At 71.4% G+C, this 26,271-nt stretch carries 20 protein-coding genes; 4 read left to right on the forward strand and 16 right to left on the reverse strand.

Features of this window, described 5'->3' with window-relative positions; genetic code table 11:
* Positions 1-18 precede the first annotated feature (18 nt).
* The 4 genes from EES43_RS08735 to EES43_RS30560 all read right to left on the reverse strand — a co-directional run bounded on the left by EES43_RS08735 (position 19) and on the right by EES43_RS30560 (position 2,904).
* Complete coding sequence (locus EES43_RS08735) at positions 19-1,830, reverse strand: LCP family protein (RefSeq protein ID WP_124268202.1); 1,812 nt, start codon at positions 1,828-1,830, stop codon at positions 19-21.
* Positions 1,831-1,849: 19 nt separating this feature from the next.
* Positions 1,850-2,467 (reverse strand): nicotinate-nucleotide adenylyltransferase, encoded by a 618-nt coding sequence (gene nadD / locus EES43_RS08740; RefSeq protein ID WP_124268203.1) that lies wholly within the window; start codon positions 2,465-2,467, stop codon positions 1,850-1,852.
* A 38-nt stretch (positions 2,468-2,505) separates the two neighbouring features.
* Positions 2,506-2,667, reverse strand: coding sequence for a hypothetical protein (locus EES43_RS30555; protein ID WP_164493138.1), 162 nt, complete (start codon positions 2,665-2,667; stop codon positions 2,506-2,508).
* A gap of 84 nt (positions 2,668-2,751) precedes the next feature.
* Entirely contained in the window at positions 2,752-2,904 is a 153-nt protein-coding gene (locus tag EES43_RS30560) for a hypothetical protein (RefSeq protein ID WP_164493139.1), read from the reverse strand.
* A 113-nt stretch (positions 2,905-3,017) separates the two neighbouring features.
* On the opposite strand from EES43_RS30560, the gene EES43_RS08745 reads away from it, so the two are divergent.
* Entirely contained in the window at positions 3,018-4,133 is a 1,116-nt protein-coding gene (locus EES43_RS08745) for a M48 family metallopeptidase (protein ID WP_124268204.1), read from the forward strand.
* Here the strand turns inward: EES43_RS08745 and EES43_RS08750 are convergent.
* From EES43_RS08750 to rplU, 12 genes are all read right to left on the reverse strand, one after another.
* A complete protein-coding gene (locus EES43_RS08750) occupies positions 4,072-5,199 on the reverse strand; it encodes an SCO2583 family membrane protein (protein WP_124268205.1) in 1,128 nt (375 codons plus the stop codon). The two genes, EES43_RS08745 and EES43_RS08750, sit on opposite strands and share 62 nt — an antisense overlap.
* Positions 5,200-5,479: 280 nt before the next feature.
* A complete protein-coding gene (locus EES43_RS08755) occupies positions 5,480-6,061 on the reverse strand; it encodes an SCO2584 family spore wall biosynthesis protein (protein WP_124268206.1) in 582 nt (193 codons plus the stop codon).
* Positions 6,062-6,116: 55 nt separating this feature from the next.
* Complete coding sequence (locus EES43_RS08760) at positions 6,117-7,400, reverse strand: glutamate-5-semialdehyde dehydrogenase (protein ID WP_124268207.1); 1,284 nt, start codon at positions 7,398-7,400, stop codon at positions 6,117-6,119.
* Between the two features lie 139 nt (positions 7,401-7,539).
* Entirely contained in the window at positions 7,540-8,028 is a 489-nt protein-coding gene (locus EES43_RS08765; protein WP_124268208.1) for a hypothetical protein, read from the reverse strand.
* A gap of 129 nt (positions 8,029-8,157) precedes the next feature.
* Positions 8,158-9,312, reverse strand: a complete 1,155-nt coding sequence (gene proB / locus EES43_RS08770) for a glutamate 5-kinase (protein WP_206430013.1) — start codon at positions 9,310-9,312, stop codon at positions 8,158-8,160.
* 234 nt (positions 9,313-9,546) lie between these two features.
* Positions 9,547-12,306, reverse strand: coding sequence for a CDP-glycerol glycerophosphotransferase family protein (locus EES43_RS08775; protein WP_124268209.1), 2,760 nt, complete (start codon positions 12,304-12,306; stop codon positions 9,547-9,549).
* Between the two features lie 173 nt (positions 12,307-12,479).
* Complete coding sequence (locus tag EES43_RS08780; protein WP_124268210.1) at positions 12,480-13,727, reverse strand: glycosyltransferase family 2 protein; 1,248 nt, start codon at positions 13,725-13,727, stop codon at positions 12,480-12,482.
* A 160-nt stretch (positions 13,728-13,887) separates the two neighbouring features.
* The gene (locus tag EES43_RS08785) at positions 13,888-16,011 is read right to left on the reverse strand and encodes a hypothetical protein (RefSeq protein ID WP_124271858.1); all 2,124 of its coding nucleotides are present in this window, start codon (positions 16,009-16,011) and stop codon (positions 13,888-13,890) included.
* Between the two features lie 226 nt (positions 16,012-16,237).
* Complete coding sequence (locus EES43_RS08790) at positions 16,238-17,737, reverse strand: bifunctional cytidylyltransferase/SDR family oxidoreductase (protein WP_124268211.1); 1,500 nt, start codon at positions 17,735-17,737, stop codon at positions 16,238-16,240.
* Between the two features lie 345 nt (positions 17,738-18,082).
* Positions 18,083-19,519: a GTPase ObgE gene (gene obgE, locus EES43_RS08795; protein ID WP_124268212.1), complete on the reverse strand. Its 1,437-nt coding sequence runs from the start codon at positions 19,517-19,519 to the stop codon at positions 18,083-18,085.
* Between the two features lie 150 nt (positions 19,520-19,669).
* Positions 19,670-19,927, reverse strand: coding sequence for a 50S ribosomal protein L27 (gene rpmA, locus EES43_RS08800; protein ID WP_124268213.1), 258 nt, complete (start codon positions 19,925-19,927; stop codon positions 19,670-19,672).
* Positions 19,928-19,941: 14 nt separating this feature from the next.
* Positions 19,942-20,262 (reverse strand): 50S ribosomal protein L21, encoded by a 321-nt coding sequence (gene rplU / locus EES43_RS08805; protein ID WP_008738952.1) that lies wholly within the window; start codon positions 20,260-20,262, stop codon positions 19,942-19,944.
* A 947-nt stretch (positions 20,263-21,209) separates the two neighbouring features.
* Between rplU and EES43_RS08810 the strand changes: the two genes are divergently transcribed.
* The 3 genes from EES43_RS08810 to EES43_RS08820 form a co-directional block, all read left to right on the forward strand.
* Entirely contained in the window at positions 21,210-24,488 is a 3,279-nt protein-coding gene (locus tag EES43_RS08810) for an ALF repeat-containing protein (RefSeq protein ID WP_241192353.1), read from the forward strand.
* A gap of 133 nt (positions 24,489-24,621) precedes the next feature.
* Complete coding sequence (locus tag EES43_RS08815; RefSeq protein ID WP_206430014.1) at positions 24,622-25,125, forward strand: hypothetical protein; 504 nt, start codon at positions 24,622-24,624, stop codon at positions 25,123-25,125.
* Positions 25,126-25,308: 183 nt separating this feature from the next.
* The coding region (locus EES43_RS08820) for a S1 family peptidase (protein ID WP_164493140.1) at positions 25,309-26,271 on the forward strand (963 nt) is incomplete at its 3' end.

Consider the following 26,271-nt stretch of genomic DNA (forward strand, 5'->3'; position numbering starts at 1 on the left):
GCCGGCCGGGCGACCCGGTCAGTCGACCTTGTAGTTCTGGCCGAGGACGGCGGACACGTCGGCGTTGGCCGCCGGTTCGCCCTTCTTGACGGCCTCCGCGGAGAGGCCCAGGGTCTTGGCCACCTCGGCGGCCTTCTCCTTGTCCTCCGCGTTCCGGTAGAGCACCACGGAGGCGGCCTCCGCCCCGGCCCTGCCGCTGTCGACGAAGGCGTAACCGCCGTTGACCAGCTGGACCCTGGCCGCCTCGCCGGCGCGATCGTTCCCGGTCGCGTTGCGGACGGCGACCCGCAGGGGCGCGCCGTCCTCGGGGGCCTTCACGCTGCCGCCGAGGATGTCCTTGACGACGGTGCGGGTGGCGTCGTCGGTCAGCGTGCCGTCCTGCTGGACCGGGAGCAGCGCCGTCCTGTAGTCGCCGACCTTGGCGCGCGAGGCGAGCTTGGCGAGCGAGGCGCCGAGGTCCTTCTCGGGCAGCGAGGGGTCGAGGACCTGCGCCAGCGTCTCCACGGTGACGGTCGCGGCCTTCGGGTCCTCCGAGATCTTGCGCAGCACCGCCCGCATGACCTCTCCGAACCTCGTCAGCTGCTTGGCCTCCGGCTCGCCCGGCGCGCGGTAGGTCGCGTAGGCGACGGCCATCGGACCGCTCAGCGTCTGCGCGGCACCCTTCCGCACGAGGGGCGAGGCGCCCTTCTTGGCGTCGGGCACGTCGGCATCGGTGTCGACCTCGATGTTGCCGACCTGCTCGACGAGGATCTCCAGGTACGGGGTGTCCAGCCGCCAGGTGCCGCTGATCCTGGTGCCGAGGAGGGTGTCGATCGACTCGCGGGTGCCGGTCCGGCCGTCGTCTTCCACGGACTTGCCGAGGGTGGTGGTGGTCCCGTCCTCACCGGCGACGGCCAGCGAGTTGGGCAGCAGCACGGTCGTGCCCTGCTCGGTGGTGGCGTTGTCGACGAGCAGCGCCGTCGAGGTGCCGCCCTTCTTGGTGTTGTGCAGGTGCACGACGATGACGTCCCGCTGCTGCGCGCCTGCGGCGACGGCGGCCTTCTTCTCCGGATCGGAGAGGCCGGGGAGCTTGTCGGCGGACCACAGGTAGCCGATACCGGCGACGACGACGAGAGCGGCGACGACGATCAGCGCGACCATCCGGTTGCGCCCCTTGCGCCGTGCCTCCTCACGTCTTTCGCTGCGGCTCTCGGTGAACTTCAGCCAGTCGATGACGTCTTCGGAGTCCTCGTCGGGCTCCTCGATGAACGAGAACTGCTCGGTGCGGTAGTCGGGGGCCTCCGCCCGCCGGCCCGGAGCCGTGGGCTCCGCCTGCGCACCCGGCTCCGGCGCGGAGGACCGCTGCTCAGCGATCGGGCTGTGGGGTGCTGGTGTCGGGGTCTGCCGCGCGGGGTTCGCCGTCTGCTGCGGGAAGGCGGACGTCTGCTCCGGTGCGGGGGCGGCGCTCTGTTGCGGGATGTTCCACTGCTGATCGGTGTCGACCGCTACGGGCTGCTGCCCGTCGGCGTAGCCGTAGCCGGCGTAACTCCCGTAGCCGTAGCCCTGCTCGGCCCCGCCCTGGACCTGACCCGCCTGCTGCTGGGCCGCGTAGGGGTCGTACGGGGCCGGGGGCTGCTGGGCCTGGCCGTAGGGGTCGTACGCGTACTGCGTGTCCGGAATCTGCCCCTGGCCCTGGCCCGGCCCCTGGTCCTGCCCGGTGGCGTAGGGGTCATACGGCTGCTGTCCCTGCGGCTGCTCCTGCTGCTGGTACACCGGCTGCCCGTAGGCGTCGTATCCGATGATCTGCGGCTGCTGGTGGTACGGGTCGTACGGGTGCTGTCGGTCGTTCACCGGTGCCCCTCTCCGTGGCTCATTCGCCGCGGTACAGCTGGCGCTTGTCGATGTAGCGGACCACGCCGTCCGGCACCAAGTACCAGACCGGATCCCCCTGCACGACCCTCTCACGGCAGTCCGTGGACGAGATCGCCAGCGCGGGAACCTCCACGAGGGAGACGCCGCCCTTCGGCAGTCCGTCGTCCGTGAGCACATGACCCGGGCGGGTCACACCGATGAAGTGGGAGAGCGAGAACAGCTCCTCCGCGTCCCGCCAGGTGAGGATCTGCGACAGCGCATCGGCGCCGGTGATGAAGAAGAGGTCCGCGTCGCCGTGGACCTCGCGCAGGTCCCGCAGCGTGTCGATGGTGTACGTGGGTCCACCGCGGTCGATGTCGCTGCGGCTGACCGAGAACTGCGGGTTGGACGCCGTCGCGATGACCGTCATCAGGTAGCGGTCCTCGGCCGGGGAGACCTTCTTGTGGCTCTTCTGCCACGGCTGCCCGGTCGGCACGAAGACGACCTCGTCGAGCTGGAACTGGGCGGCCACTTCACTGGCCGCCACCAGGTGTCCATGATGAATCGGGTCGAATGTCCCGCCCATGACGCCGAGGCGGCGTTTGCCGGGGCCGGTAGGCACGTGCTGCTCTCCCATGCGTGCAGAGCCTACTGGCACAGCTGTACGCCTTCGGCTCAGCGGTCGCGGTTGAAGCGGGTGGTGACCCACAGGAGGAACAGCAGCGCGAGGAGAGCGCCGCCGCCGGTGAGGTAGGGGTTCAGGCTTTCGTGGTTGCCGCCCCCGCCACCCTCGGAGGCGAGAGTGACCAGCTGGTGTGCGGTGCTCGTGAGGCTCATCTTCGGCAGGACCTATCGATCGTGAGTCGGAAGGAAGACGTCGGTCACATCGTATGCGGGCCCCCCGGGCACGCTCACGCCGACTCAGTCGTTGTTGTCGTCGTCGCGGTATCCGCGCAGCAGGAACCAGGCGAGCAGTCCGGCCCCGAGGATCGAGACGAGCAGCACGATCCGGAGGGTGTCACCCGGCCCCTGCTGCTCGGACGCGGCGGCGATCAGTACGGCGGTGTGCGGCATTTCGGGCGCTCCTCACAGTTATCCACAGCCCCCCGCACACCGTAGCGCCAGCACCTACGCTGGCTTTTGTCCGGGGGACGAGCCAGACGTCTCGTACGAACAGGGGGCCACCCATGACCGACGCCCATCACGAAAACGTGCCGAGCAGGCAGCGCAGGAGATTCCCGGGGATCTCCTCCCGGGCCTACGAGCACCCCGCGGACCGCTCCGCCCTGGTGGCGCTGCGCCGGCTGACCGGGTTCGACACGGTGTTCAAGGCCCTCAGCGGGCTGCTTCCGGAGCGCAGCCTGCGGCTGCTGTACCTCTCCGACTCCGTCCGGGTGAGCGACGCGCAGTTCGCCCATCTCAACGACATGCTGCGGGACGCCTGTTACATCCTGGACCTGGAGAAGGTCCCGCCGATGTACGTGAAGCAGGATCCGCAGCCCAACGCCATGTGCATCGGCCTGGACGAGCCGATCATCGTCGTCACCACCGGCCTGGTCGAGCTGCTCGACGAGGAGGAGATGCGGGCGGTGGTGGGCCACGAGGTGGGCCACGCGCTCTCCGGGCACTCGGTGTACCGGACGATACTGCTCTTCCTCACCGGCCTCGCGGTGAAGGTCGCCTGGATCCCGCTGGGCAACGTGGCGATCATGGCGATCGTGACCGCGCTGCGCGAGTGGTTCCGCAAGTCGGAGCTGTCGGCGGACCGGGCCGGGCTGCTGGTGGGCCAGGACACGCAGGCCTCGATGCGCGGCCTGATGAAGATCGCCGGCGGGAACCACCTCCACGAGATGAACGTGGACGCCTTCCTCGCCCAGGCGGACGAGTACGAGAAGTCCGGAGACCTGCGCGACTCGGTCCTGAAGATCCTCAACGTGCTTCCCCGGACGCACCCGTTCACCACGGTGCGGGCCGCCGAGCTGAAGAAGTGGTCCGAGAGCCGGGACTTCCAGCGGGTCATGGACGGCCACTACCCGCGGCGGGACGAGGACAAGGACACCTCGGTGACGGATTCGTTCCGGGAGTCCGCCTCGCACTACGCCGACACCGTCCGCACCAGCAAGGATCCCCTGATGAAGCTGGTCGGCGACATCGCCGGAGGCGCCGGAGACCTCGGCGGCAAGCTGCGCGACCGGTTCACCGGCGCCGGCGGGAAGGGCCCGGCCGACGCGGGCGGGACCGCTAGGGGCGAGGACGGTCCGGACGGGTCCCCGGGGCCCGAGGAAGGGCCACGGGGGGCGTAGGAGGGCTGACGCCGGCCAGCGTTCCGCAGAGCGCCGCCGTGGGCCGGCCCGTGGCGTACGGGTCGGTGCCCGCGGGGCCACGGTGGTCGGCCCGCTCCCCGGCGAGCAGCGGTCGCAGCCTCTCGGTCGCGTCCGCGGAGCAGGACTGCGGCCCGGCCTGCACCTCGGCGGTGCGCAGCTCCAGCCGGTGGAGCCGCAGATCCTCCCGGTCGAAGCGGAAGTGCAGCTCGCGCCGCACGGTGAACAGGGAGGCGTCGGCCTCCTTGTGCGGTCCGGCCGCCGGGCGCAGGGCGTAGGTGAAGGTGTGGTCCGAGACGACCTCCAGGACGCCCGCTCCCTCCTCCGCGTACGCGAGGGTGCCCTGGACCCGGGTCCGCGGGTCGGCCAGCTCGACCTCGGCCGGGTCGAAGCGCACCAGCCAGCCGGTGGCGGAGTGCAGCCCGTCGTCGGCCGGGCTGCTCATGCTCCGCTCGAACTGGCCGCGCTGGTCCGGGTCGAGAAGCAGCTCGACGGGGCGGCGCACCTGGCCGGTGAGGACGTCGGGGTTGAGCGAGGACTCCACCAGGTAGTCCTTGACGGTGGCGAGAGCGGCGGTGATCTGGGCGTCGGAGAAGTGCCGGGTACGGCGTACGGCGGGGAAGTTGATGCCCTCCGCACCTGTCCGGAATCCGGCGGCCGGGCCGGCCGCGTACAGCCGCTCGGGTGTCCCGCCGGGCACGGCGCCTCGCGGGGCGAGGGGCACCACGGTGGTCCTCAGTGGTTCGGCCCGTCGGGTGGCGGTCTGGGGATAGGGGTTGCGGAAGCCTATGTAGACGGCCATGGCGAAGGCCAGGGCGATGAGTACGGCCAGGGCTATCGCGGTCCGTGAGTCGCCGCGGGGCCGGCGTACGGGCCGGGGCAGCGTCCGTACGGCGCGGGCGTGCTCGCCCATGCGCTCCTGGGCCGAGAACTCCTGCATGCGGGCAGCGCGGACGAAGGATTCGTCGAAGACGAGGGAGCGGTATTCGTCCTCGCCGCCCGCAGGGTCCTCGGGCGGGCCGTTCGGCGGTTCTGAGCGGCCTGTCATGACTTCTCCCGATCTCCACACCACCGGTCTGCTCGGTGCGCCCCCGGTCTGTTCCGGCCGAGAGGCGTGCGGCAGCGAGAAGCCCCCGCGTATGAGGGGACACACTTTGAGGGTAGGTCGATTGCCGCTTGTGTAAACGCCGAGACCGGCGGGAAACGACCGTCGCCAGTACCGGCGAACGGGTGACCGGAGGGGCTTGAGTCGTGCGGAAACACCGCCGTGGTCCGAGGGCCGGCAGGGGATGCGGAGAGGTACGGCCGAATGGTGCGGGCCGTCCCGGTCAGGGGGTGCGGGGGACGGCGGAGACGGCCGGGCGGGAGTGATCGGCGGAGGGGGCCGCCCCGGGCTTGTCGACGCCGCTGGTGACGGGCGGCGGCACCTGGTCCTGGCGGTTGCCCGAGGCGCCCCGGTAGACGGCGGTGAAGGCGAGGGCGACCATCCCGACGCCCATCACCACGGCCAGCAGCCACGCGATCGGCCGGTGCCAGCGCGCGGCGCCCCGGTAGGGCCGCAGGGCGCCGCCGTGGCGACCGTAGGGGCCCGGCCCGTCCTCGTCGCCGTGCCCCGGGTCGTAGTCGAGGTCCAGCGGATCGCGGTAGGCCCGCGAGCCGCCGTACGGGGCGGGCTCGCCGCAGGGGTCGTCGTCGGCCGGGCGGCGGCTGCGCCGGGTGCGGGCGTCGGCCTCGGCACGGGCCTCCGCGGCGGCCAGCAGGCGCTCGACGGCGGTGGGCTCGTGGAAGGTCGCCGCCCGGACGAAGTCCTCGTCGAACACCACGGAGGCGAAGTCCTCGTCCGCGCCCCCGCGGTCGTCGTCGGGCTCCCAGCCGTCGGCAAACGGCTTGCCCCCCACGTCGTCCGGCACGGAATCAGCGTAGCCCCGCCCGGACCGTTTGGGCAGGGACCCGGCGAACTCGCCCCTATCGGGTGTGGCCGTCCCCGGTCACGATGTACTTCGTCGAGGTCAGCTCCGGCAGCCCCATGGGGCCGCGGGCGTGCAGCTTCTGCGTGGAGATGCCGATCTCGGCGCCGAAGCCGAACTGGCCGCCGTCCGTGAAGCGGGTGGAGGCGTTCACCGCGACCGTGGTCGAATCGACCAGTCGGGTGAACCGGCGGGCCGCGGCCTGCGAGGTGGTCACGATCGCCTCGGTGTGGCCCGAGGACCAGAGCCGGATGTGCGCGACCGCCGCGTCCAGCGAGTCCACGACCGCCGCCGCGATGTCGTAGGACAGGTACTCGGTCTCCCAGTCCTCCGCCGTCGCGGCCACGACCGTGGCCTTGGCGCCCTCGGCGCGGGCGAGGACCTGCTCGTCGCCGTGCACGGTCACCCCGGCCTCGGCCAGGGCGTCCAGGGCGAGCGGGAGGAACGCGTCGGCGACGTCCTTGTGGACGAGCAGGGTCTCGGCGGCGTTGCAGACGCTGGGGCGCTGGGCCTTGGAGTTGATCAGGATGTCGACCGCCATGGCCAGGTCCGTCTCGGCGTCGACGTACACATGGCAGTTGCCGGTGCCGGTCTCGATGACGGGGACGGTGGACTCCTCGACGACGGTGCGGATCAGGGAGGCCCCGCCGCGCGGGATGAGGACGTCCACCAGACCGCGGGCGCGCATCAGCTCCCGTACGGAGTCGCGGCTCTCGCCCGGGACGAGCTGCACCGCGTCGGCCGGCAGCCCCGCGCCGCCGACCGCGTCGCGCAGGACCCTCACGAGCGCGGTGTTGGAGGCGTGCGCGGAGGAGGAGCCGCGCAGCAGCACGGCGTTGCCGGACTTCAGGCAGAGGGCGGCGGCGTCCACGGTGACGTTGGGCCGGGCCTCGTAGATGATGCCGACGACGCCGAGCGGGACCCTGACCTGGCGCAGGTCGATGCCGTTGGGCAGGGTGGAGCCGCGTACCACCTCGCCGACCGGGTCGGGGAGCGCGGCGACGTCGCGGACGTCGGCGGCGATGGCGCGGACGCGATCCGGGGTGAGGGTGAGGCGGTCGACGACGCCTTCGCCCGTCCCGGCCGCGCGGGCGCGCTCGACGTCCTCGGCATTGGCCTCGACGATCTCGCTCGTGCGCACTTCGAGGGCGTCCGCGATGGCCAGCAGCGCGTCGTCCTTCGCCCCGCGCGGAAGCGGCGCGATGTCGGCGGCGGCGGAACGGGCCCGGTAGGCGGCCTGCGCGACCGGGGAGAGGTTGTCGTAGGGCGAGAGCGTCGTCATGCCCGCAGAGTAGTGCGCGCTCTGCGGGCATCCGTCGCATATCCCGTGATGCGAGACGGCCGGACCGAGGGGTGGCCCGCCCGACCGCGCACCGGCGGCGACCCCAGCGACGTCAGCGACCTCTGTGGCCTCGGTCGCCTCAGTACGGGTGCACGCCGACGGGGGCGGCGGGCGGCGGCCCGTAGCCCTCGGCGATGCGCAGGTGGTAGGTCTCGCGGTCGATGACCTCCAGGCCGACGATCTTCCAGGGCGGGAGCTGGGCGCTGGAGCGGTGCTCTCCCCACAGCCGCAGGGCGACCGCGGCGGCGTCGTGCAGGTCGCGTGCCTCTTCCCAGTAGCGGATCTCCGCGTGGTCGCCGGCGTAGCGGCTGGTCAGCAGGAAGGGATGGTCGTGCGCGAGCTGCTCCAGGCCGCGTCTGACCTCCCCCAGCGGGGTCTCGGCGCCCGAGACGCTGAGGGTGATGTGCCAGAGCTTCGACTGCGGGCGTTGCTCCTCGGCCCGGACCGGCTCCTGTTCGACGGTCTCCGCGGCCGAGGGGTCCGGCTCGAAGTCCGCCCCCGCTCCGACGCTCGTCAGGGCTCGGCTGCCCGTGCCTCGGGGCGACGCCCCCGGGCGCGCTCGTCTCACCGGCGGCCTCCTGTGGATGTGTTGCTGTGCGGTACCCCTGAATCCCCGCTACAAAGTGGACCAGCCCGGAGCCGGGCGTGGGGTGGTTTTGGTAAAGGTCCCTGCCCGACGGCGGGACTTTCAACCGATTCAGGGGGTGCGGCGGGACGTGAGGACGACGAGATCGTCCCTGTGTACGACCTCGCGCTCGTAGGCGGGCCCCAGTTCGCGGGCCAGGTCGCGGGTGGAGCGGCCGAGCAGTTGGGGGATCTCCTTGGCGTCGAAGTTGACGAGCCCGCGCGCGACGGGCGCGCCGCGCAGGTCGCGGAGCTCGACCGGGTCCCCGGCGCTGAACTCGCCCTCGACGGCGGAGATTCCGGCGGGCAGCAGCGAGGTCCGGCGTTCCACCACGGCCCGTACGGCCCCGTCGTCGAGGACGAGCGCGCCCTGTGGGGTCGAGGCGTGGGCCAGCCACAGGAGCCGGTCGGCGGTGCGGCGGCCGGTGCGGTGGAAGTAGGTGCCGGTGTCGCGTCCGGCGAGGGCGTCGGCGGCGCGGCTGGCGGAGGTGAGGACGACGGGCACCCCGGCGGCCGTGGCGATACGGGCGGCCTCGATCTTGGTGACCATGCCGCCGGTGCCGACGCCGGCCTTGCCGACGCTGCCGATGGTGACGTCCGCGAGGTCGTCGGGGCCGGTGACCTCGGCGATCCGGGCGGCCCCGGGGGTGCCGGGCGGGCCGTCGTAGAGGCCGTCGATGTCGGAGAGGAGGACCAGCAGGTCGGCGTGGACGAGGTGGGCGACGAGGGCGGCCAGCCGGTCGTTGTCGCCGAAGCGGATCTCGTCCGTGGCGACGGTGTCGTTCTCGTTGACGACGGGCAGGGCGCCCATCTCCAGGAGCTGGTCCAGGGTGCGGTAGGCGTTGCGGTAGTGGGCGCGGCGGCTGGTGTCGTCGGAGGTGAGGAGCACCTGGCCGACGCGGACGCCGTAGCGGGCGAAGGAGGCGGTGTAGCGGGCGACCAGCAGCCCCTGGCCGACGCTGGCGGCGGCCTGCTGCCGGGCCAGGTCGTTGGGCCTGCGGACCAGGCCGAGCGGGGCGAGCCCGGCGGCGATGGCGCCGCTGGAGACGAGGACGACCTCGCGTTCGCCGCCGTCCCTGACCTTGGCCAGGACGTCGACGAGGGCGTCGACCCGGTCGGCGTCGAGGCCGCCGGAGGCCGTGGTGAGGGAGGAGGAGCCGACCTTGACGACGATCCTGCGGGCTGCGGTCACCGCGGGCCGGTGCTCCGTCGGCCTGTGCTCTGACACGTGGTTCCTCGCTCTGGTCGCCCCGGTGGATCCGCGGGGGCCCATCGCGGCAGGCTCCGGCTGACCGGTGCGGTGCGCGTCGTGGCGTCCCCGGCACAGCACAGTACGCGAGCGACCGCGCCCGCCGCCCGTCAGTTTCGCTCGGTGGACGGCCGGTGGAGGGCCGTGGACAGCCGGTGGAAGGCCGTTGAGCGGAGCGGGGCGGGCGGCGGGCGCGGCCGGGGCGACGCACGGTCAGCTCTTGTCGAGCTCCAGCATCCGGTCGACGACCCGCGCCGAGGCGCGGCCGTCGGAGGGTTCGCAGAAATCGACGCGGAACTGGGCGTACTTCTCCTTGTACTCCTCGCTCACCGCGTCGATGTTCCGGATCGCCGAGACCAGGTCCTCGGAAGTCTTGATCAGCGGTCCGGGGGCGCGCGAGGTGAAGTCGAAGTAGAAGCCGCGCAGGGTGTCGCGGTAGTGCTCCAGGTCGTACGTGAAGAAGAGCATGGGCCGGCCGGAGTGGGCGAAGTCGAAGAGCACCGAGGAGTAGTCGGTGATCATGACGTCTGCGATCAGGTAGAGGTCGGCGATGTCCGGGTAGTACGTGACGTCCCAGACGAAGCCCTGTCCCGCGCCGGGGATGGAGTCGAGGACCTTGTGGTGCTTGCGGTAGAGCAGCACGTGGTCCTCGCCGAGCTCCCGCCGGGCGGCCTCGACGTCGATCTTGTTGTCCAGCTTGAAGCGGCGTCCGCCGTAGCGCTGGTCGTCGCGCCAGGTCGGCGCGTACAGCACGACCTTCTTGCCCGCGGGGATGCCGAGCTTCTCGCGCACCGCCGCGGCGCGCTTGACGCGGTCGGGGGCGTGGAAGACGTCGTTGCGCGGGTAGCCCGCCTCCAGGACCTCGCACTGGAGGCGGAAGGAGTTGGTCATGATCGGGGTGGTGAAGGCGTTCGGCGTGATGAACAGGCTGTACTGGCGCGAGCGCTGCGGGAGGCTCGCGATGTAGGCCAGGTTCGCCTTCGGGGTGCCGAGGAGGTCGGCGCCGATGCGCTTGAGCGGCGTGCCGTGCCAGGTCTGGACGACGATCTGGCCCTCGCGGCGGACGAACCACTCGCGGATGCCGCCGTTCGTGACGACGTACCGGCTGCGGGCCAGCGCCTCGTACCACTCGCGGCTGCCCCACTCGACGCCGCGGACGCCCGGCGGCAGGACGACCTGCTGGTCGTGGACCATCGCGATGTGCTCGACGTCGGTGCCCCGGCGCTTGAGCTCCTCGTAGATCGCGCGGGGCGAGTCGGAGAACTGCTTGCCGCCGAAGCTGTTGTAGAGGACGGCTTCGCGCAGGGGCAGCTTGCGCTGCTCGGGGGTGTAGACGTCGCGCATCAGCCGCTGGCGGTAGGCGCCGCGCAGCTCCGGGCCCAGCACCGGGCCGGACTCCACGAAGATCCGGTCGAAGTCGAGGCGCTCGACGGTGTACGTGCGGTGGTCGCCGCGGTGGGCGAGGGGCAGCGTGCCGACGAGGTCGGGGCGGATGGTGACGGGGAGGTCGCGGGTGTGGTCCCACTCGCTGCGCGCGCGCAGCCGCGGCATCCAGCGTCCGGCGCGCAGCGGCACGGTGCCGTCGTAGGTCGGCATCGTGTCGGGGCGCAGGCGGGCGGTGAAGCGGCCGTCGGCGAACTCGACCGGGAGCGGACGGTCCTCGTTGCGCCCGGTGTGGCGCAGCACCATCTTCATCCGCTCGGCCGCACCGGTGTAGACGCCGGTGAGCACCAGTTCGCCGTCGGCCGTCCACTCGACGCCGTCGACGACGGGCTGGACGACGCGCACCTGCGGGGTGAAGTTCCCGGCGCCGTCGGTGAGGACGGCGAACTCGCGTCCGTCGGGCAGCGGGTGGACGCCGGTCGAGAGGCTCGGGCCGTTGGTGGCGCGGCGGGTGGTGCCGTCGGCGAAGACGATGAGCGAGCGGTACTTGCGGGCCTTGCCGGGGGTGATGCCGTCGACGGGCAGGGCGGCGAAGTCGAGCCGGGCGGTGTGGCGGAGCCAGCCGTCGGCGCCGGTCCCGGTCTGCTGGAGCGGCAGGTCGAGGGCGAAGCCGCTCGGCTCGTGGTCGATCCGCAGCGCGGTCGGGTACTTGCCCGCGGGGGCCGTGACCCGGGAGCGGAGGGTGACGGTCAGGGCGTCGCCGTCCGCCTCCTGCGACTCGATCTCGGCGGGGACGACGTCCACGCTGAGCTTGAGCCGGTTGCGGTCGAAGCCGGCGACGAGGCGGACGCCGTCGTCGAGGAGGTGGGTGTAGCTGTGGCCCGCCGCGCCGGCGTTGTTCTTGGTGACGCTGCCCACGGACATGCCGCCGGGGCGCGGGATGCCGATGCCCAGGCGCCAGGTGCCGGGCTGCCACTGGCCGCGCACCCGCAGCCGGGCCGGGTCGACGGCGATCTCGAAGCCCGACCAGTCGTAGGTGTGCAGCGCGCCCTTGGCCTCGGCGGTGGCGCGGGGCTCCTGGACCGTGCGCAGGCGCAGCGGAAGCGTGCTGCGGCTGCCCTGGCGGCGCAGCACGGCGACGCGCAGCGAGCGCTTGCCGGTGGCGGAGGGCACGTTGGGGATGTAGGCGTAGCCCTTGACGAGGAGCTTGCCGTCCTCCCAGCCGAGGTCCAGCAGCTTGCCGCGTACGGGCAGTTCGCTGCGGTTGAAGTTGCGGACGGAGGAGGGCAGCGAGGAGCTTTCGACGCCGGGCAGTTCGATGCGGGCCCTCCGCAGGCCGCGGACGGAGAAGGCCCCCGGGTTCTCCCGCTCGTAGTGCAGCAGGTCGACGAGTTCGTCGCCGCGCCCGCTGGCCGCCAGGTGCCACTTCACCCGGGCCATCGGGGAGAACTTGCGGACGAGCTTGGGCGCGGCCTGCGCCAGGAAGTCCTTGGCCGCACTGTGGAAGGCGGGGCGCTCCTCGGCCGGGGTCTCCGGGAAGTACTTCATGAGCCGGCTGAGCTCTTCGGGAACCGCTTCGAGGGACGCCACGAGGGGAGGGCCTTTCCGAGGGACGTGCAGATGATGAACCCGAGGATTACGGGGGCCTAAATGAGACGGCTACAACGGTCTCATGGTTGCCCCACAGTATGACGTGACGCCAGCCACAGATGGCCCGCCCCGGAGCCCCTTGACCCGGGGCGGGCCTGGTGTACGCCGTCGGCTCAGGCCCGGTGCGTGCGCGGGGCGCGCAGCGAGCGCAGGGCGTTCCTGGCCGTGCGGCGGGCCCTGCGGACCACGCGCCGGGCCAGGGAGACGTACGGGCCGGCCGGCGACGGGTCGATCCGGTTGCCGCCGATCCACTCGGTCACGGTCACCTCGTAGGCCGAGTCGGGGAGCGCGGAGCTCTCTCCGAAGTGCGGATACGCCAGGTGGAGCCGGGCCGGGTTGCCCCGGCGGACCAACTCGGGCTCCTCCTCGGCGTGCAGGAAGCGCAGGATGTCGAGCAGCAGATCGAGCCGGCCCCGGGCGATGCACATCAGCCGCAGGCGTTCGTTGACCTTGAGCCCGCCGGCGAGTCCGGGCGTCCAGTAGGCCTCCATCAGGGGAGCGGCCAGGGCCATCTTCTCGTTCTGGACGGCCGCCCGCTGTTTCAGCATTCCGGGGCCGAACTGCGGCAGCAGCGTGATGACGAACGGACGTACCATCAGCGCGTCGCGGCGGGGTCCGGCGGGCACGTACCGGGCGATGAGGGCCGTCAGCGCGCGGGCGGAGTCGAAGCGCCGCTTGTGGCCGCCCTTCTTCGTCATCTGGTTCCGGTCCTCGCGGCCCACGAGGTAGTAGCAGGTGTAGTCGGCGACGACGGAGATGCCGTCGCCGCGCAGGTACGCCTCCATGGTGAACAGGGCGTCCTCGCCCGTCTTCAGCTTCTCGTCGAAGGTCATGCCGAGCCGTTCGAGCAGGGCGCGCCGGAACAGCTTCTGCGCGCTCAGCGTGAATTTGACGTTGGAGGAGTAGAGGTCCGCCCGTTCGACGGTCTCCTTCCACATCGACTTGGCCGCGCCGCGGTTGACGCCCACGATCTTTCCGAGCACCACGTCGGTGCCGGCCCGGTCGCCCATGGCGACCATGCGCTCCAGGGCCTCCTCGCCGAAGTAGTCGTCGGCGTCGAGGAAGAAGACGTACCGTCCGCGCGCGAGCCGCAGGCCGACGTTCCTCGGGCCGCTGGGGCCGCCGGAGTTCTCCTGCCGGACCACTCGGGTGGGGACGGCGCTCCGGGCGGCGAACTCCTCCAGGTACTCGCCCGTGCCGTCCGTGGACCCGTCGTCGATCGCGATGATCTCCAGCCGTCCGGCGCCGATCGTCTGGGCCTCCACGGACTCCAGGCACCGGACCAGGTACGGCATCGCGTCATAGGCTCCGATGATCACACTGACATCGGGCTCGTGGTTCGTCCTGGGTTTCTCGGCCATGCGCACCTGTCGATTTGATCACGAAAGAGGGCAGATTGCCCGACTTTGCACCTTTCGTGCATAGACATGCCGAACGACCCGTACATCCCTCCCTGAGGAGAGACGTACGGGTCGTGGTGTGCGTTGGGCTACTTTCGGACAGGTCGATCAGGCGTACGACTCAGCGGGCCGTCGGGGTCCCCTCGCTGACGTCGGCTCCGGTCCCGGGCGCGTCCGGGATCTCGCCCCCGGCCGCGTCGGCCACCGCGTCCGGGTTCGCCGCGGCGGCGGCCTCGGCCACCGCCTGCGGGTCCTCGGTCCCCACGCCGCTGGACGCCGCCTCTTCGTCCGGCACCGCCACGGCCTGGTCGATCCGCTGGGCGACACCGGCGTTGCGGGCCTCCGCCTTGGCCGAAAGGGCGCGTACGGCGGCGTTGAACTGCTCCATGGAAGTGGGCTCGTCCGGGCCCAGGAGATAGCTCTTCAGCTCGCGGCGGGCGCCGGCCAGCCGGTCCGCGGCCGGGTCGGCGACGGCGGCCAGCAGCTCGCCGAGCTCCTCGGCGCTGTTCGACAGGATGACGGCGGCCCGCACGGCGGTGTTCTGCCGCTTGAACTCCTCGGGACCGAGCGCCGCCGAGTCGGTGACCGCGTACGGCTTGCCGCTCGCGATGAAGTCGGAGACGACGCTGGAGATGTCGGAGACCATCGCGTCGGACTCGTTGAAGCAGTCGTACAGCTTGGGCTGCGCGCCGCTGACCGTGCGGTGCTCCCACCAACCGAAGGAGCGCCAGTAGGCGTCGTTCCACTGGGTCCGCAGGGTGGCCGCCTCCGCCTCGCGGGCGGGGTCGGCGAGCGAGACCCGCGACTCCTCGGCGTCGTCGCCGCCGGAGCGTCCGGCCGCCGCGAGCTCGGCGAGGCGGCCCTCGATCCGGACCAGCTCGGCCTTGGCCGCACTGTGCCCGGCGGCGGCCGAGGCCGCCTCCTTCGCCCAGCGGGGCTCGGCGGCGCGCTGGGCCGCCGCCTTGTCCAGCATCGCCTGGATCCGGACGTTGACCGCCTTGGCCTTGCCGCTGCGAATGCCGGTGAAGGGGTGCGGCTTGTAGATGATCCGGACCGGGTCGTCGGCGGCCAGCAGCCGGCGCACGATGTTCTCGCCCGCCAGCAGCAGGGAGGTGTTGCCGGGGTTGTCGTCCCAGCCCTCCCAGGTGGGCGCGTACAGCACGGTCGGGACCGGGTTCTTCGCGGAGCCCGTCCAGCTCCTGATGGGCTCCAGCTGGGGGCGTCCCACCTCGACGATGTCCTCGTCGCGGATGCCCACGTCGGCCAGCGCGTAGCGGTCGCGGCCGGCCCGGCCCGCCGTCCAGACCTCGTCGTACACCTTGGAGAACGGGTTGACGCTGGCGAGCTTGTCGCTGTCGCCGTGGCCGATGAAGACGTGCTTCATGGTCGGGACGCGCAGTATGTGGATGTTCTTGCCGACGTTGGCCGGATACAGGCAGACCCGGACGGTGGAGAGGTCCAGGTTCATCAGGTGCGTCCCCGCGGGCACGCACAGGACCGGGACGGAGGTCTCGGCGAGCTGCGGGACGAGACCGCGCTCCCGCATGATGATCAGCGGCCGGCCCTCGACCCGCGCCATCGTCTCCAGCCACATGTTGCCCTGGTAGGCCGACTCGTTGGAGCCGGAGAAGTAGAGCACCACCGTCGGCTGGTACTCGCGCAGCCAGGTGTCGACGGCCTTGAGCACGGCGGGCGCGGGAGGCACCAGACGGCCGCGGCGCACGTACGGGACGAGCAGGCCGATGTAGAGCAGGGCCAGCAGCAGCGTGACGCCGGCGCCGACGTAGCCGACGACGTCGTCGCCGGTGCCGGCCGCGATCAGGATGGTCACGACGGCCGGGATGTCCAGGTGCAGCATCTTCTCGGCGGAGCGGCGCAGCAGGATGCCCGGCGGGGCGTCGGGGATGCGGACGGCGTGCAGGTCCACGTTGCGGGTGACCACCGGCATGACCCGGCGCAGCCGGATCAGCGTGGTCAGGGCGCCGTGCGGGGCCTGGAGCCCGTAGAACACCAGGAAGCAGGCGACCGCCGCGTAGAACAGCGGCTCCTCCGCACGGTCCAGCCGGGCCAGCAGCAGGATGAGCATGAGCTGGCGCAGCAGGAAGCGGATCGACAGTCCCGCCCGCACCTTGCCCAGCCGGTTGATGAGATAGCTCCCCCGCTGGTGCAGAAACCAGTCCGCGACATACGTGAGCGCGATGGCCGCCGCGAAGAACCAGATATTGGGAATGAGCGCGGCGAGCATGACGCAGGGATATCCCAGCCCCATCAACAACGCTGCCGCCAGTTCTGACCTGCTGCCCACACGGGCCAGGCGAATGGCTGTCGAGATCACGAAGAACCTGCTCCAGGGGGGTGCCGGTTGATTCACCTATTGAGGGAAATGTGAAGGTGCGGCTTCACGCATTCGGGCCTCTGCGGTCGCACAAAGCGACGGCAGAGGCCCGGTAAAGCACAATTTTCAAGAATTATTACACATCTTCTTGACGGTCCAGCACGGAGGCCAGCGCCTGCTCGAACCCGGAGGACTCGGCGGCGCCGGCCGTCGGGTCCTGCTGCCGTACGTCGATGACATGGCCGGTCAGCGCGGAGAGCAGGACGTCCAGCGAGGTGCGGGCCACGGCCTCCGAGGAGAGCAGCGAGCCGGCGGGCTCCTGGCCGAACGCCTTCGTGCGCATCGGCGTCGCGGTGCGCTCCGGGTTGACGCAGTTGACCCGGATGCCCTCGCCCGCCCACTCGTCGGCGAGCGCCTGGGTGAGGTTGACCATCGCGGCCTTGGTGGAGGAGTACAGGCTGTACTCGGCACGGCCGCGGGTGTAGCTGCTGGAGGTGTAGAGCAGCAGTTGGCCCTGGGTCTCGGCGAGGTACTTGTAGGAGGCGCGGGCGATCTGGACGGGCGCCAGGTAGTTGACGTTCAGGGCTTCCTGGATCGTCGTGTTGTCCGTCTCGGCGAGCTTGCCGATGCGCAGGACGCCCGCCGTGTTGATGACGTAGTCGACCCGGCCGGTCTCCGCGTACGCCTTGGAGAGCGCTTGCTCGATGTGCTCCGGGTTCTCCACGTGCGTGCCGGTGGTGGAGCGGCCGAGCGCGTAGACGGTGGCGCCGTACTGCTCGGCGAGCGTCGCGATGTCGGCGCCGATGCCGTACGAACCGCCGAAGACGACGAGGGTCTTGCCGGAGAGCAGCTCGCGGTAGGCGGCCTCGTCGGCCTGGCGCGGGGCGGCGGTGGACGCGAGCTGGAAGAGCTTGTCCGTGATGAAGACGTCGACCGGCTGGGTCACCTTCATGTTGTACTCGTCGCCGGCGACCACGTAGATCGGTACGTCGGGGAGGTACTTGAGGACCACCGAACAGTCATCGGTGGCCTGGAAGTTGGGGTCGTTCGCCGCGACCGCGTACGCCTTGCGGATCGTGGAGAGCTTGAACGCCTGCGGGGTCTGGCCGCGGCGCAGCCGGGAGCGGTCGGGGACGTCGGTGATGAACTCGCCGTCCTCGCCGTGGGTGCGCGTCACGATGATGGTGTCCGCGGACGGGATCGCGACGTCGACGGCCTGGTAGCGGTCGAGGGCGTCGACACAGTCCTTGATCACGCGCTGTGACAGCAGGGGGCGGACCGCGTCATGGAAGAGGACGTTGCGGTCCTCGCCCTCGGCGAGCCCCTCACCGAGGGCCGCGATGGCGCGCTCGGTGGTCTCGTTGCGGGTGGCGCCGCCCTCGATCACGCGGGTGACCTTGGTGAGCCCCGCCTTCGCGACGATCTTCTCGACCTCCGGCACGAACCCGGGCGCCATCAGCACGATCACGTCGTCGATCCCGGCGGCGTTCTCGAAGATCGTCAGCGTGTGCTCGATGACGGCCTTGCCGGCGATCTTCAGCAGCTGCTTGGGGATCGACAGTCCCACGCGCTGTCCGGTACCACCGGCGAGCACGACCGCTGTGGTCCGGGGCTTGGCTTCGTGCGGCACAGACACAGACGACCTACCTTGCTATGACGGGGGGACAGTGTGATGGTCGCACTCTCCGTGACCGTCTCGCAAGGCGGACGCTTCCCACCTCTTGTCCTGCGGAAACCCGCAGTTCACCGTCTGGCCAGGGAGGTTGGCCCCCGCCGAAGCGGCACGCGGGGTGACCGACTCCACAGAGCTGTTGCCCAATCGGCACATACGCAGCACGCACGCCCGGCCTGACCAGCCCGAACGGGCGGCAACCGGCCCTGGGACCACCGGACGGCCCGCCCGGCGCGAAGGCGGGCCGCCCGGGTCCGCCGCCCGGTCCGGCAGGGGCCGGACCGCGGCACGGCACGGGCGGGACAACCCCTAGAAGGGGTCGAACTCGTCGTACTCCTTCTGCGCGTCGTCCTTCTCCGCCTCCCGGTCCCGGCGGCGCTGCGCGGCGGGGCGCGGCGCCTCCAGGCGGTGGTCCTCACCGCGGCGGCCCAGCATCTCGGCCCCGGCCATCACGGTCGGCTCCCAGTCGAAGACGACCGCGTTCTCCTCGGGTCCGATGGCGACGCCGTCGCCGGCCCGCGCGCCCGCCTTCATCAGGGCCTCCTCGACCCCGAGGCGGTTGAGCCGGTCGGCGAGGTAGCCGACGGCCTCGTCGTTGTTGAAGTCGGTCTGGCGCACCCAGCGTTCGGGCTTCTCGCCGCGCACGCGGTAGATGCCCTCGTCGTCCACGGCGACGGTGAACCCGGCGTCGTCCACGGCCTTGGGGCGGATGACGATGCGGGTCGCCTCCTCCTTCGGCTTCGCGGCGCGCGCCTCGGCGATGATGCCGGCCAGGGCGTACGAGAGCTCGTTGAGGCCCTTGTGCGCGATGGCGGAGACCTCGAAGACGCGGTAGCCGCGCGCCTCCAGGTCCGGGCGGATCATGTCGGCGAGGTCCTGGCCGTCGGGGATGTCGATCTTGTTCAGGGCGACGATGCGGGGCCGGTCGTCCAGGCCGCCGTACTGGCGCAGCTCCTCCTCGATGATGTCGAGGTCGGAGACGGGGTCGCGGTCGGACTCCAGGGTGGCGGTGTCCAGGACGTGCACCAGCACCGAGCAGCGCTCGACGTGGCGCAGGAACTCCAGGCCGAGGCCCTTGCCCTGGCTCGCGCCGGGGATGAGGCCGGGGACGTCCGCGATGGTGTAGACGGTCGAGCCGGCGGTGACCACGCCGAGGTTCGGCACGAGCGTGGTGAACGGGTAGTCCGCGATCTTCGGCTTGGCGGCGGAGAGCACCGAGATCAGCGAGGACTTGCCCGCGCTCGGGTAGCCGACGAGGGCGACGTCGGCGACGGTCTTGAGCTCCAGGACGATGTCCCTGTCCTCGCCGGGCTCGCCGAGCAGCGCGAAGCCGGGGGCCTTGCGGCGGGCGGAGGCCAGCGCCGCGTTGCCGAGACCGCCCCGGCCGCCCTGACCGGCGACGAAGGTGGTGCCCTGGCCGACGAGGTCGGCGAGCACGTTGCCTGCCTTGTCGAGGACCACGGTGCCGTCGGGCACGGGCAGGACCAGGTCCTGGCCGTCCTTGCCGGAACGGTTGTCGCCCGCGCCGGGCTGGCCGTTGGTGGCCTTGCGGTGGGGGCTGTGGTGGTAGTCGAGCAGCGTGGTCACGGACTGTTCGACGACGAGGATCACATCGCCGCCGCGTCCGCCGTTGCCCCCGTCGGGGCCGCCCAGCGGCTTGAACTTCTCACGGTGGACGGAGGCGCAGCCGTGGCCTCCGTTACCCGCGGCGGCATGCAGCTCGACGCGGTCCACGAAGGTGGTCATGGTTGGTGCCTCCAGGTACAGCGGTGAATACGGAAGTGTCGATGTGTCTCTGTCGTAACACGCCGAGGGCGGACCCGCTTCCCCGGTCGCCGGGAAAGCTGGGATCCGCCCTCGGAAGGTGCTGTGTGCCGTTCTGCGCGCGCCGGAAGATCAGGCGGCGAGCGGAACGATGTTCACGACCTTGCGGCCACGGTGCGTACCGAACTCCACCGCACCGGCGGTCAGCGCGAACAGCGTGTCGTCGCCACCGCGGCCGACGCCCGTGCCCGGGTGGAAGTGGGTGCCGCGCTGGCGGACCAGGATCTCACCGGCGTTGACGGCCTGACCGCCGAAGCGCTTCACGCCGAGCCGCTGAGCATTGGAATCGCGCCCGTTCCGAGTGGACGATGCGCCCTTCTTGTGTGCCATGTGTTCTCAGTCCCTTACTTCGCAGCCGCGGGGATACCGGTGACCTTGATCGCCGTGTACTGCTGGCGGTGACCCTGGCGACGGCGGTAGCCGGTCTTGTTCTTGTAGCGAAGGATGTCGATCTTCGCGCCCTTGTGGTGGTCCACGATCTCGGCCTGGACCTTGATCCCGGCCAGGACCCACGGGTCGCTGGTCACGGCGTCGCCGTCGACAACGAGCAGGGTCGAGAGCTCGACCGTGTCGCCAACCTTGGCAGTGGAAATCTTGTCAACCTCAACGATGTCGCCGACAGCAACCTTGTGCTGGCGACCACCGCTGCGCACGATGGCGTACACGCGGATCTCTCTCTCGCTCGGAACGGATCCCCTGATGCCAGCCGCTCGCACGGGCCGGAGCCCGGGGCGATCCGGAAGGATGAGCGGCCTCTCCTGGCGGACGGCGCGAACACCGACCGTTACCGGGAGGGATGTGCTCAGGGGTAGGTGCGTACGGAAACACACCGAGAGCCGAGGTTACGGGGCCGGGGTGTGGGGGTCAAACCGGGCCGGGGGCGGAGCGGCCCCTCTCTCTCGTCGCACAGCGGGCCCCGCTCGGCTCTCGATTCGAACACACAGGCCCCGGGATCCGACCTGGAGAACGGCCGGAAATAAACCTTCCGCTGTGACGGTCGCCACTCCCCCGAGGTGAAAACTGCCCTTGGCATATGCCAACACCGCAGATCGGCGGGCTCGCCGGCCCACTCATCCCGGGCCACTCGCCTCCGTCTCGCAGAAATGGTTCAGCCAACCTGACGGGCACGACACCTTCCTCCGGCGCGCACCCGGACCATCCGCCCGCACCGCGGGGCGGGCACACGGCCGAACCGGACCCCGCTCCCCCGCCCCGGCGTACCTCGCCCGGCCAACCGCAGGCAGGAGGCGCCGATCGCCCGCCCGGAAGCCGAACCGCACCTTCGAGGAGAGCGACCGCCGAGGGCGAGAGAACGGCAGGGCCGCCCACATCAGGACACTCCCTCTACCAAAGAGACCCCATCCAGAACAACCTGACGCTCAGTGAACACTCGTTCAGGATCGGGTAATGTCCCCGCGGAACCACAGGTCACCCTGCGCGACCTCAACACCAGAGACACCACGCCTTGTTGCGCCGGTGTACACGTGTCCGCTGTGCCGTATCCCGTGCCGGAAGGATGTACGTCTTGTCGACTTCGTTATGGAGCAGACGCCGGATACTCGCGACCATCGCCGGAGCGGCGTCAGTCCCGGCCCTGCCCTCCATCATCACGATGAGTGCCACACCCGCCCGTGCGGCGGACAGCCCCGGCGATCCGGTGAACGGGCTGCCCGACACCGACCAGGGCAAGGCCGTCTGGGCCTACAAGACGGGCGGTCAGGCCGTTCGCGAGGCCGCCACCGCCGCCCTCACCGGCTCACCGGCCGCCCTCACCGCCTTCCTCGCCACCGAGCTTCCCGCCGCACGGGCGCAGGACAACCGCTTCGCCGTCCTCTCCAGCCTCTCCCGAGCCGGCAAGACCGTGCGCGAGTCGGCCGGAGCGGCACTGACCGCAGGCGACGAGGCTGTCGCCGCCTACTTGCGCGACGGGTTCGACCAGCCGGTCGAGACGGACCTGCGCGTGGCCGTGTTCTCCGTACTGAACAACGGCGGTACGGCGGTGAAGCGGGAGGCCACGAAGGCCCTGGAGCAGAATTCCCCGGACGCGCTCAAGACGTTCCTGGCGGAGACCCAGTACACCGCGCAGCAGGAAGACGACCGGGTGGAGATCTTCACCCTCCTCAACACCGCTTCGCCGGAAGTGAAGAAGTACGCGGAGCGGGCCCTGGAGGACGGATCTCCCGACGCGATCAGGCAGTTCCTCTCCTCCGGGCAGCACATCGCCCGGGCCCGCGACGAGGAGTCGGCGACCATCGATCAACTGGTCGCCATCGTGGAGCGGGAGGGCAGGCTCGCCAAGCAGACCACGGAGCGCGCCGTCGCCGCATCCGACAGCGCCAAGGAGGCCGCGGAGAAGGCCAAGGCCGCCGCGCTGAAGGCGGCGGAGGAGGCGAAGGCCGCACAGCAGGACGTCCGCAAGTCGGCCGTCGCCGCGAACAAGGCGGCGAGCGCCGCCCAGGGAGCGGCCGACGCCGCCAACACGGCCATCTCCGCCTCGCGTACGGCGCAGGCGGCCTCCAGCCGGGCCGCACAGGCCGCACAGGCAGCCGCCGCTGCCGCCGCCTCGGCCGGAAACGCCGCCGCTCGCGCCTACCACGCCGCGATATCGGCGTCCAAGGACGCCACCAAGGCGTCCGCCGCGAGCCAAGCCGCCCAAGGCGCGAGGAACGCCGCGGCCCGGGCTCGTACCGCCGCCAAGGCCGCGGACCAGGCCGCCATCGCCTCCAGCCAGGCGTCGTCAGCCGGTTCGGCCGCCGCCAACGCGGCCCGGAACGCCGCCGCGGCCGCCAGTGCCTCGGCCGACGCCGCGGCTTCCGCCGGCGCCGCGCAGGCCCAGGCCGCCAGGGCGCGACAGGCCGCCGCCGAGGCCAACGCCGCGGCAGCACGCGCCACTCGCGCCGCGGGCACCGCCCAGACTCTGGCCAATCGGGCCGCGGCAGCCGCCGGAATGGCCCGCGACGCGGCCAACAGCGCAGCTGCCCACGCCGAGAAGGCGGCGGACGCGGCCGACGAGGCGGCGGCCAACGCCGGCAAGGCCGTCGAGTACGCCAAGAGGTCCAGGATCTTCGCCGAGGCCGCGGTGCAGGCGGCCACGACGGCCGCCGACGCGGTCAAGGAGGCCCAAGCGGTCGAGCAGGCCGCCCGCACGGCGGAGACGGCCAGGATCACCGAGGACACCGAGCTCGGCGTCCTCGAAGCCAGGCTGAGGGCTCAGGCCGAGACCGAGGACGCCGGGCGGGCGGAGAACCAGCGCACCCAGACCGCTCAGACCTCGCAGGAGATCAAGGACCTCATCGCCACGGCCGAGGCGGCGCTCACCGCCGGGAACACCGCGGCAGCGGTCACCGTCGGCCGCAAGGCGGCCGTGCGGCTCCTGGACTCCGCCGGCACCTGGACCCGGGGTGCGGCCGAGTTCGCCCTGGCCGGCACCGACCATGACGTGGCCAACTGGATCGACGCCGACCGCCTGCTCGCCCAGCAGCAGGACGACCGGGAGAGCGTTCTGGCGCTCGCGCAGGCGTCCACGGCCGCCGTGGCCGAGGCGGCCCAGCAGGCGCTGGCCGACGCCGACCCCACCGCGGCGACGGCCTTCCTGGAACGCGGGGCCATCGAAGCCTCGGCCACGGACAACCGCCTGATGGTGTTCAAGATCCTCGGCCAGAATCCGGGCAAGACCGTCAAGGCGAAGGCCGAGGCGGCTCTGAGCGACGGGTCCGCCACGGCCCTGCACCGCTTCCTCAGCATCGAACTCTCGGAGGCGACGAAGGTCGACGACCGGGTCGAGGTCTTCGCCCTCCTGGAGACCGGCGGGCCCTACATGCGTTCGGCGGCGCAGATCGTCCTGGAGGGCTCGGCACGAATGCGGCGCGCCTTCGTCGTCCGCGACAAGTTCAACATCGCTCGCCTCGACCACGATCACGCCACCCACGTCGCCGCGATCCGTGCGACCCTCGCGCACGCCGCGAAGGTCGCGGCCAAGGCGCTGGAGGACGCGGCGCGGGCCTCCAAGGCGGCGGCGGAGGCGAACGACGCCGCTCAGGAGGCCGCCGACTGGGCGGTGAAGGCACAGAACTACGCCAAGGACGCCGTCAAGTCGGCTACCGAGGCGAAGACCAACGCGGACGCGGCGGACAAGTCCGCAGCCGCTGCCGCCCAGTCGGCCAAGGACGCCGGCGTCGCCGCGTCGTCCGCGCGAGGAGCGGCCCGCACGGCGAACTACTCGATGCGTCAGGCCGTCTCGTCGGCACGGCAGGCCGTGTCGTCCGCCGTGGCGGCGCAGGCATCGGCCGCGCAGGCCGCGGCCTCGGCCCAGCAGGCCGGCCAGGATGCGCGGACCGCGGCGGCGGCAGCCAGCGAGGCCCGCTCGTTGGCCGCGGCCAAACGCCGGACGGAGGCCCTGGCGGCGGCGAAGAAGGCGGCCGAGGAGGCGCGGCGGAACCAGCAGAACGGCACCAACCCCTCGGACAAGCCGGAGAACGACGATTCCGGCGACACCGAGTGGGGCGGCCTCTGGCCGGAGGACGTGAAGGACCCCAAGGACTGGGCCTCTGCCACCACGCGTTGGAGCACCGTCCTCGGAACGGCCGCCGTCGTCTTCGGGGTGGGCGCTCTGCTCGTTCCCCCCACCGCGCCGGTCCTCGGCCCGCTCGCCCTCGGGGCCGGGGTCACCTCGTGGGGTGCGCAGGGAGCAAGTGCCGTTCTGAGCGGCTTCGGCTACGGCTGGGACAGCGGCGAATTCCACAGCGCTCTCGGGCTGTTCGCGCTCGGAGGGATCTTCTTCGGCAAGGGAAAGCTGTTCAGCAAGTTCGGAATGGCCGAAGAGATCGGCGCGAAGATCTCCAACGTCGCAGGGGACGTGACGACCACGGTGATCGGCTGGGTCACCTGGTAACGGCTGTCCCGCAGGAGACCCGGCTCAGGGGGGTGGGGCGAGCCCGATACCCGCCCCGCCCTCTCCGGCCCGGTCGCCGTCGAAAGCAACAAGAACGTGCTCAGAAGCAACAAGGAACGTGAAGGGAAACAGCATGAAGCTCGCACGACGCCTCATCGCCACCGGTGCCGCGGCTGCCGCCTGCATCGCCGCCGTCGTCACCGCGGCCCACGCCGACGACGCGCGCGACAGACCTGCGGCGGCCCTGGCGGAGGAACTTCCTCCTTACGCCGTCGAGGACTTCGCCTACCCGCAGGCAGACAAGATCAAGGCCGAATTCGGCATCGTCCTGAAGCGCGGTGACGGACACATCACCCTCGCGGACTGCGCCACCGGCGAAGGGTTCCTGGAGGTGTATTCACGTACCAGTGGACGTCTCTGCTTCCGCGTCACGGGAAAGACCGGATATCTCAGCCTGGAAATCCCCGCGGTCTTCGGGGTCAAGAGTTCCGCGGCACATCAGACCGATATGACGTTGACGACCGAGGGCGACGAGCAGAACGTCACCGCGGCCAAGAACGAGTGGAAGGGCGTCGGGCAGGCGACGGACCCGCAGGGCCGCGACTACGCCCTCGTCGAGCTCTCGACCTCGGCGTAGCCTCCCGCTCCGGGACCGGTCCTCTCGCGCATCCGTCCCGCACGAGACCCGCGCCCTCGCCCCATCGACGCAACCGCCCACCCACCCCGGGCCGCCTCCTCCGACGCCGAGCCCAGGTCATGAGACCGCCCTCGTTCTCCATCCTGTGCCGCCGCGGCTCAGGACCCGAGTAAGGAACACCACGTGCACGTGAGACACTCCCGCCGCCTGCGGGCCGTCGCGGTATTCGCCGCCGCGGCCTCGGCCGGCGCCCTGACCTTCACCATCCCGGCCCAGGCCATCGTCGGCGACGCCGTCGCCGACAACACGTACACCTTCACGGCGAAGCTCGCCATCGGCGAGGGCGAGAAGAGCCGGGCCTGTTCCGGATCCCTCGTGGACGCCCAGTGGATCCTGACCGCGAGCAGTTGCTTCGCGGCCCCGGGCGCGCCGGCGTTCCCCGTACCCGCCGGCGCGCCCGCGGAGAAGACCACCGCCACCATCGGACGGACCGACCTCAGCGGTACCGGCGGGAAGGTCGTCGGGATCACCGAGTTGGTCCCCCGCACGGACCGCGACCTCGTGATGGCCAGGCTCGCCGAGCCGGTCACCGACATCGCTCCCGTCGTCCTCGCCGCCTCGGCGCCGACGACGGGGGAGACGTTGCGGGCGGCCGGATACGGCCGCACCGCCACGTCCTGGGTCCCCGACCGGCTGCACGCGGGCGCGTTCGCCGTGACGGCGGTCGGCTCGACGACGGTCTCCGTCACCCGTGACGGCGGCTCCATCTGCAAGGGCGACGCGGGCGGCCCGGCCCTGCGCGAGCAGGGCGGGAAGGCCGAACTCGTCGCCGTCCACAGCGCCTCCTGGCAGGCAGGCTGCTTCGGCTCCGACGAGACGCGTGGCGGAGCGGTGGAGACGCGCCTCGACGACATCGCCGACTGGGTGCGGCAGGTGCGGGCGCTGCCCCAGGAGTCCCAGGTCGCCTCGGGAGACTTCAACGGCGACGGCCGCGAGGACATCGCCGCCTTCTACGACAACGGGACGTCCTCGCAGGGCCAGAACAGGTCCTCGCTCTTCGCCTTCTACAGCACCGGTAGCGGATTCGGTGCGCCGAAGAACGTCTGGAGCACCTCCGGCGGCTTCACCTGGAGCAAGAGCCGGCTG

This window comes from Streptomyces sp. ADI96-02 (genome assembly GCF_003846185.1).
In the GTDB taxonomy this organism is placed as follows: Bacteria; Actinomycetota; Actinomycetes; order Streptomycetales; family Streptomycetaceae; genus Streptomyces.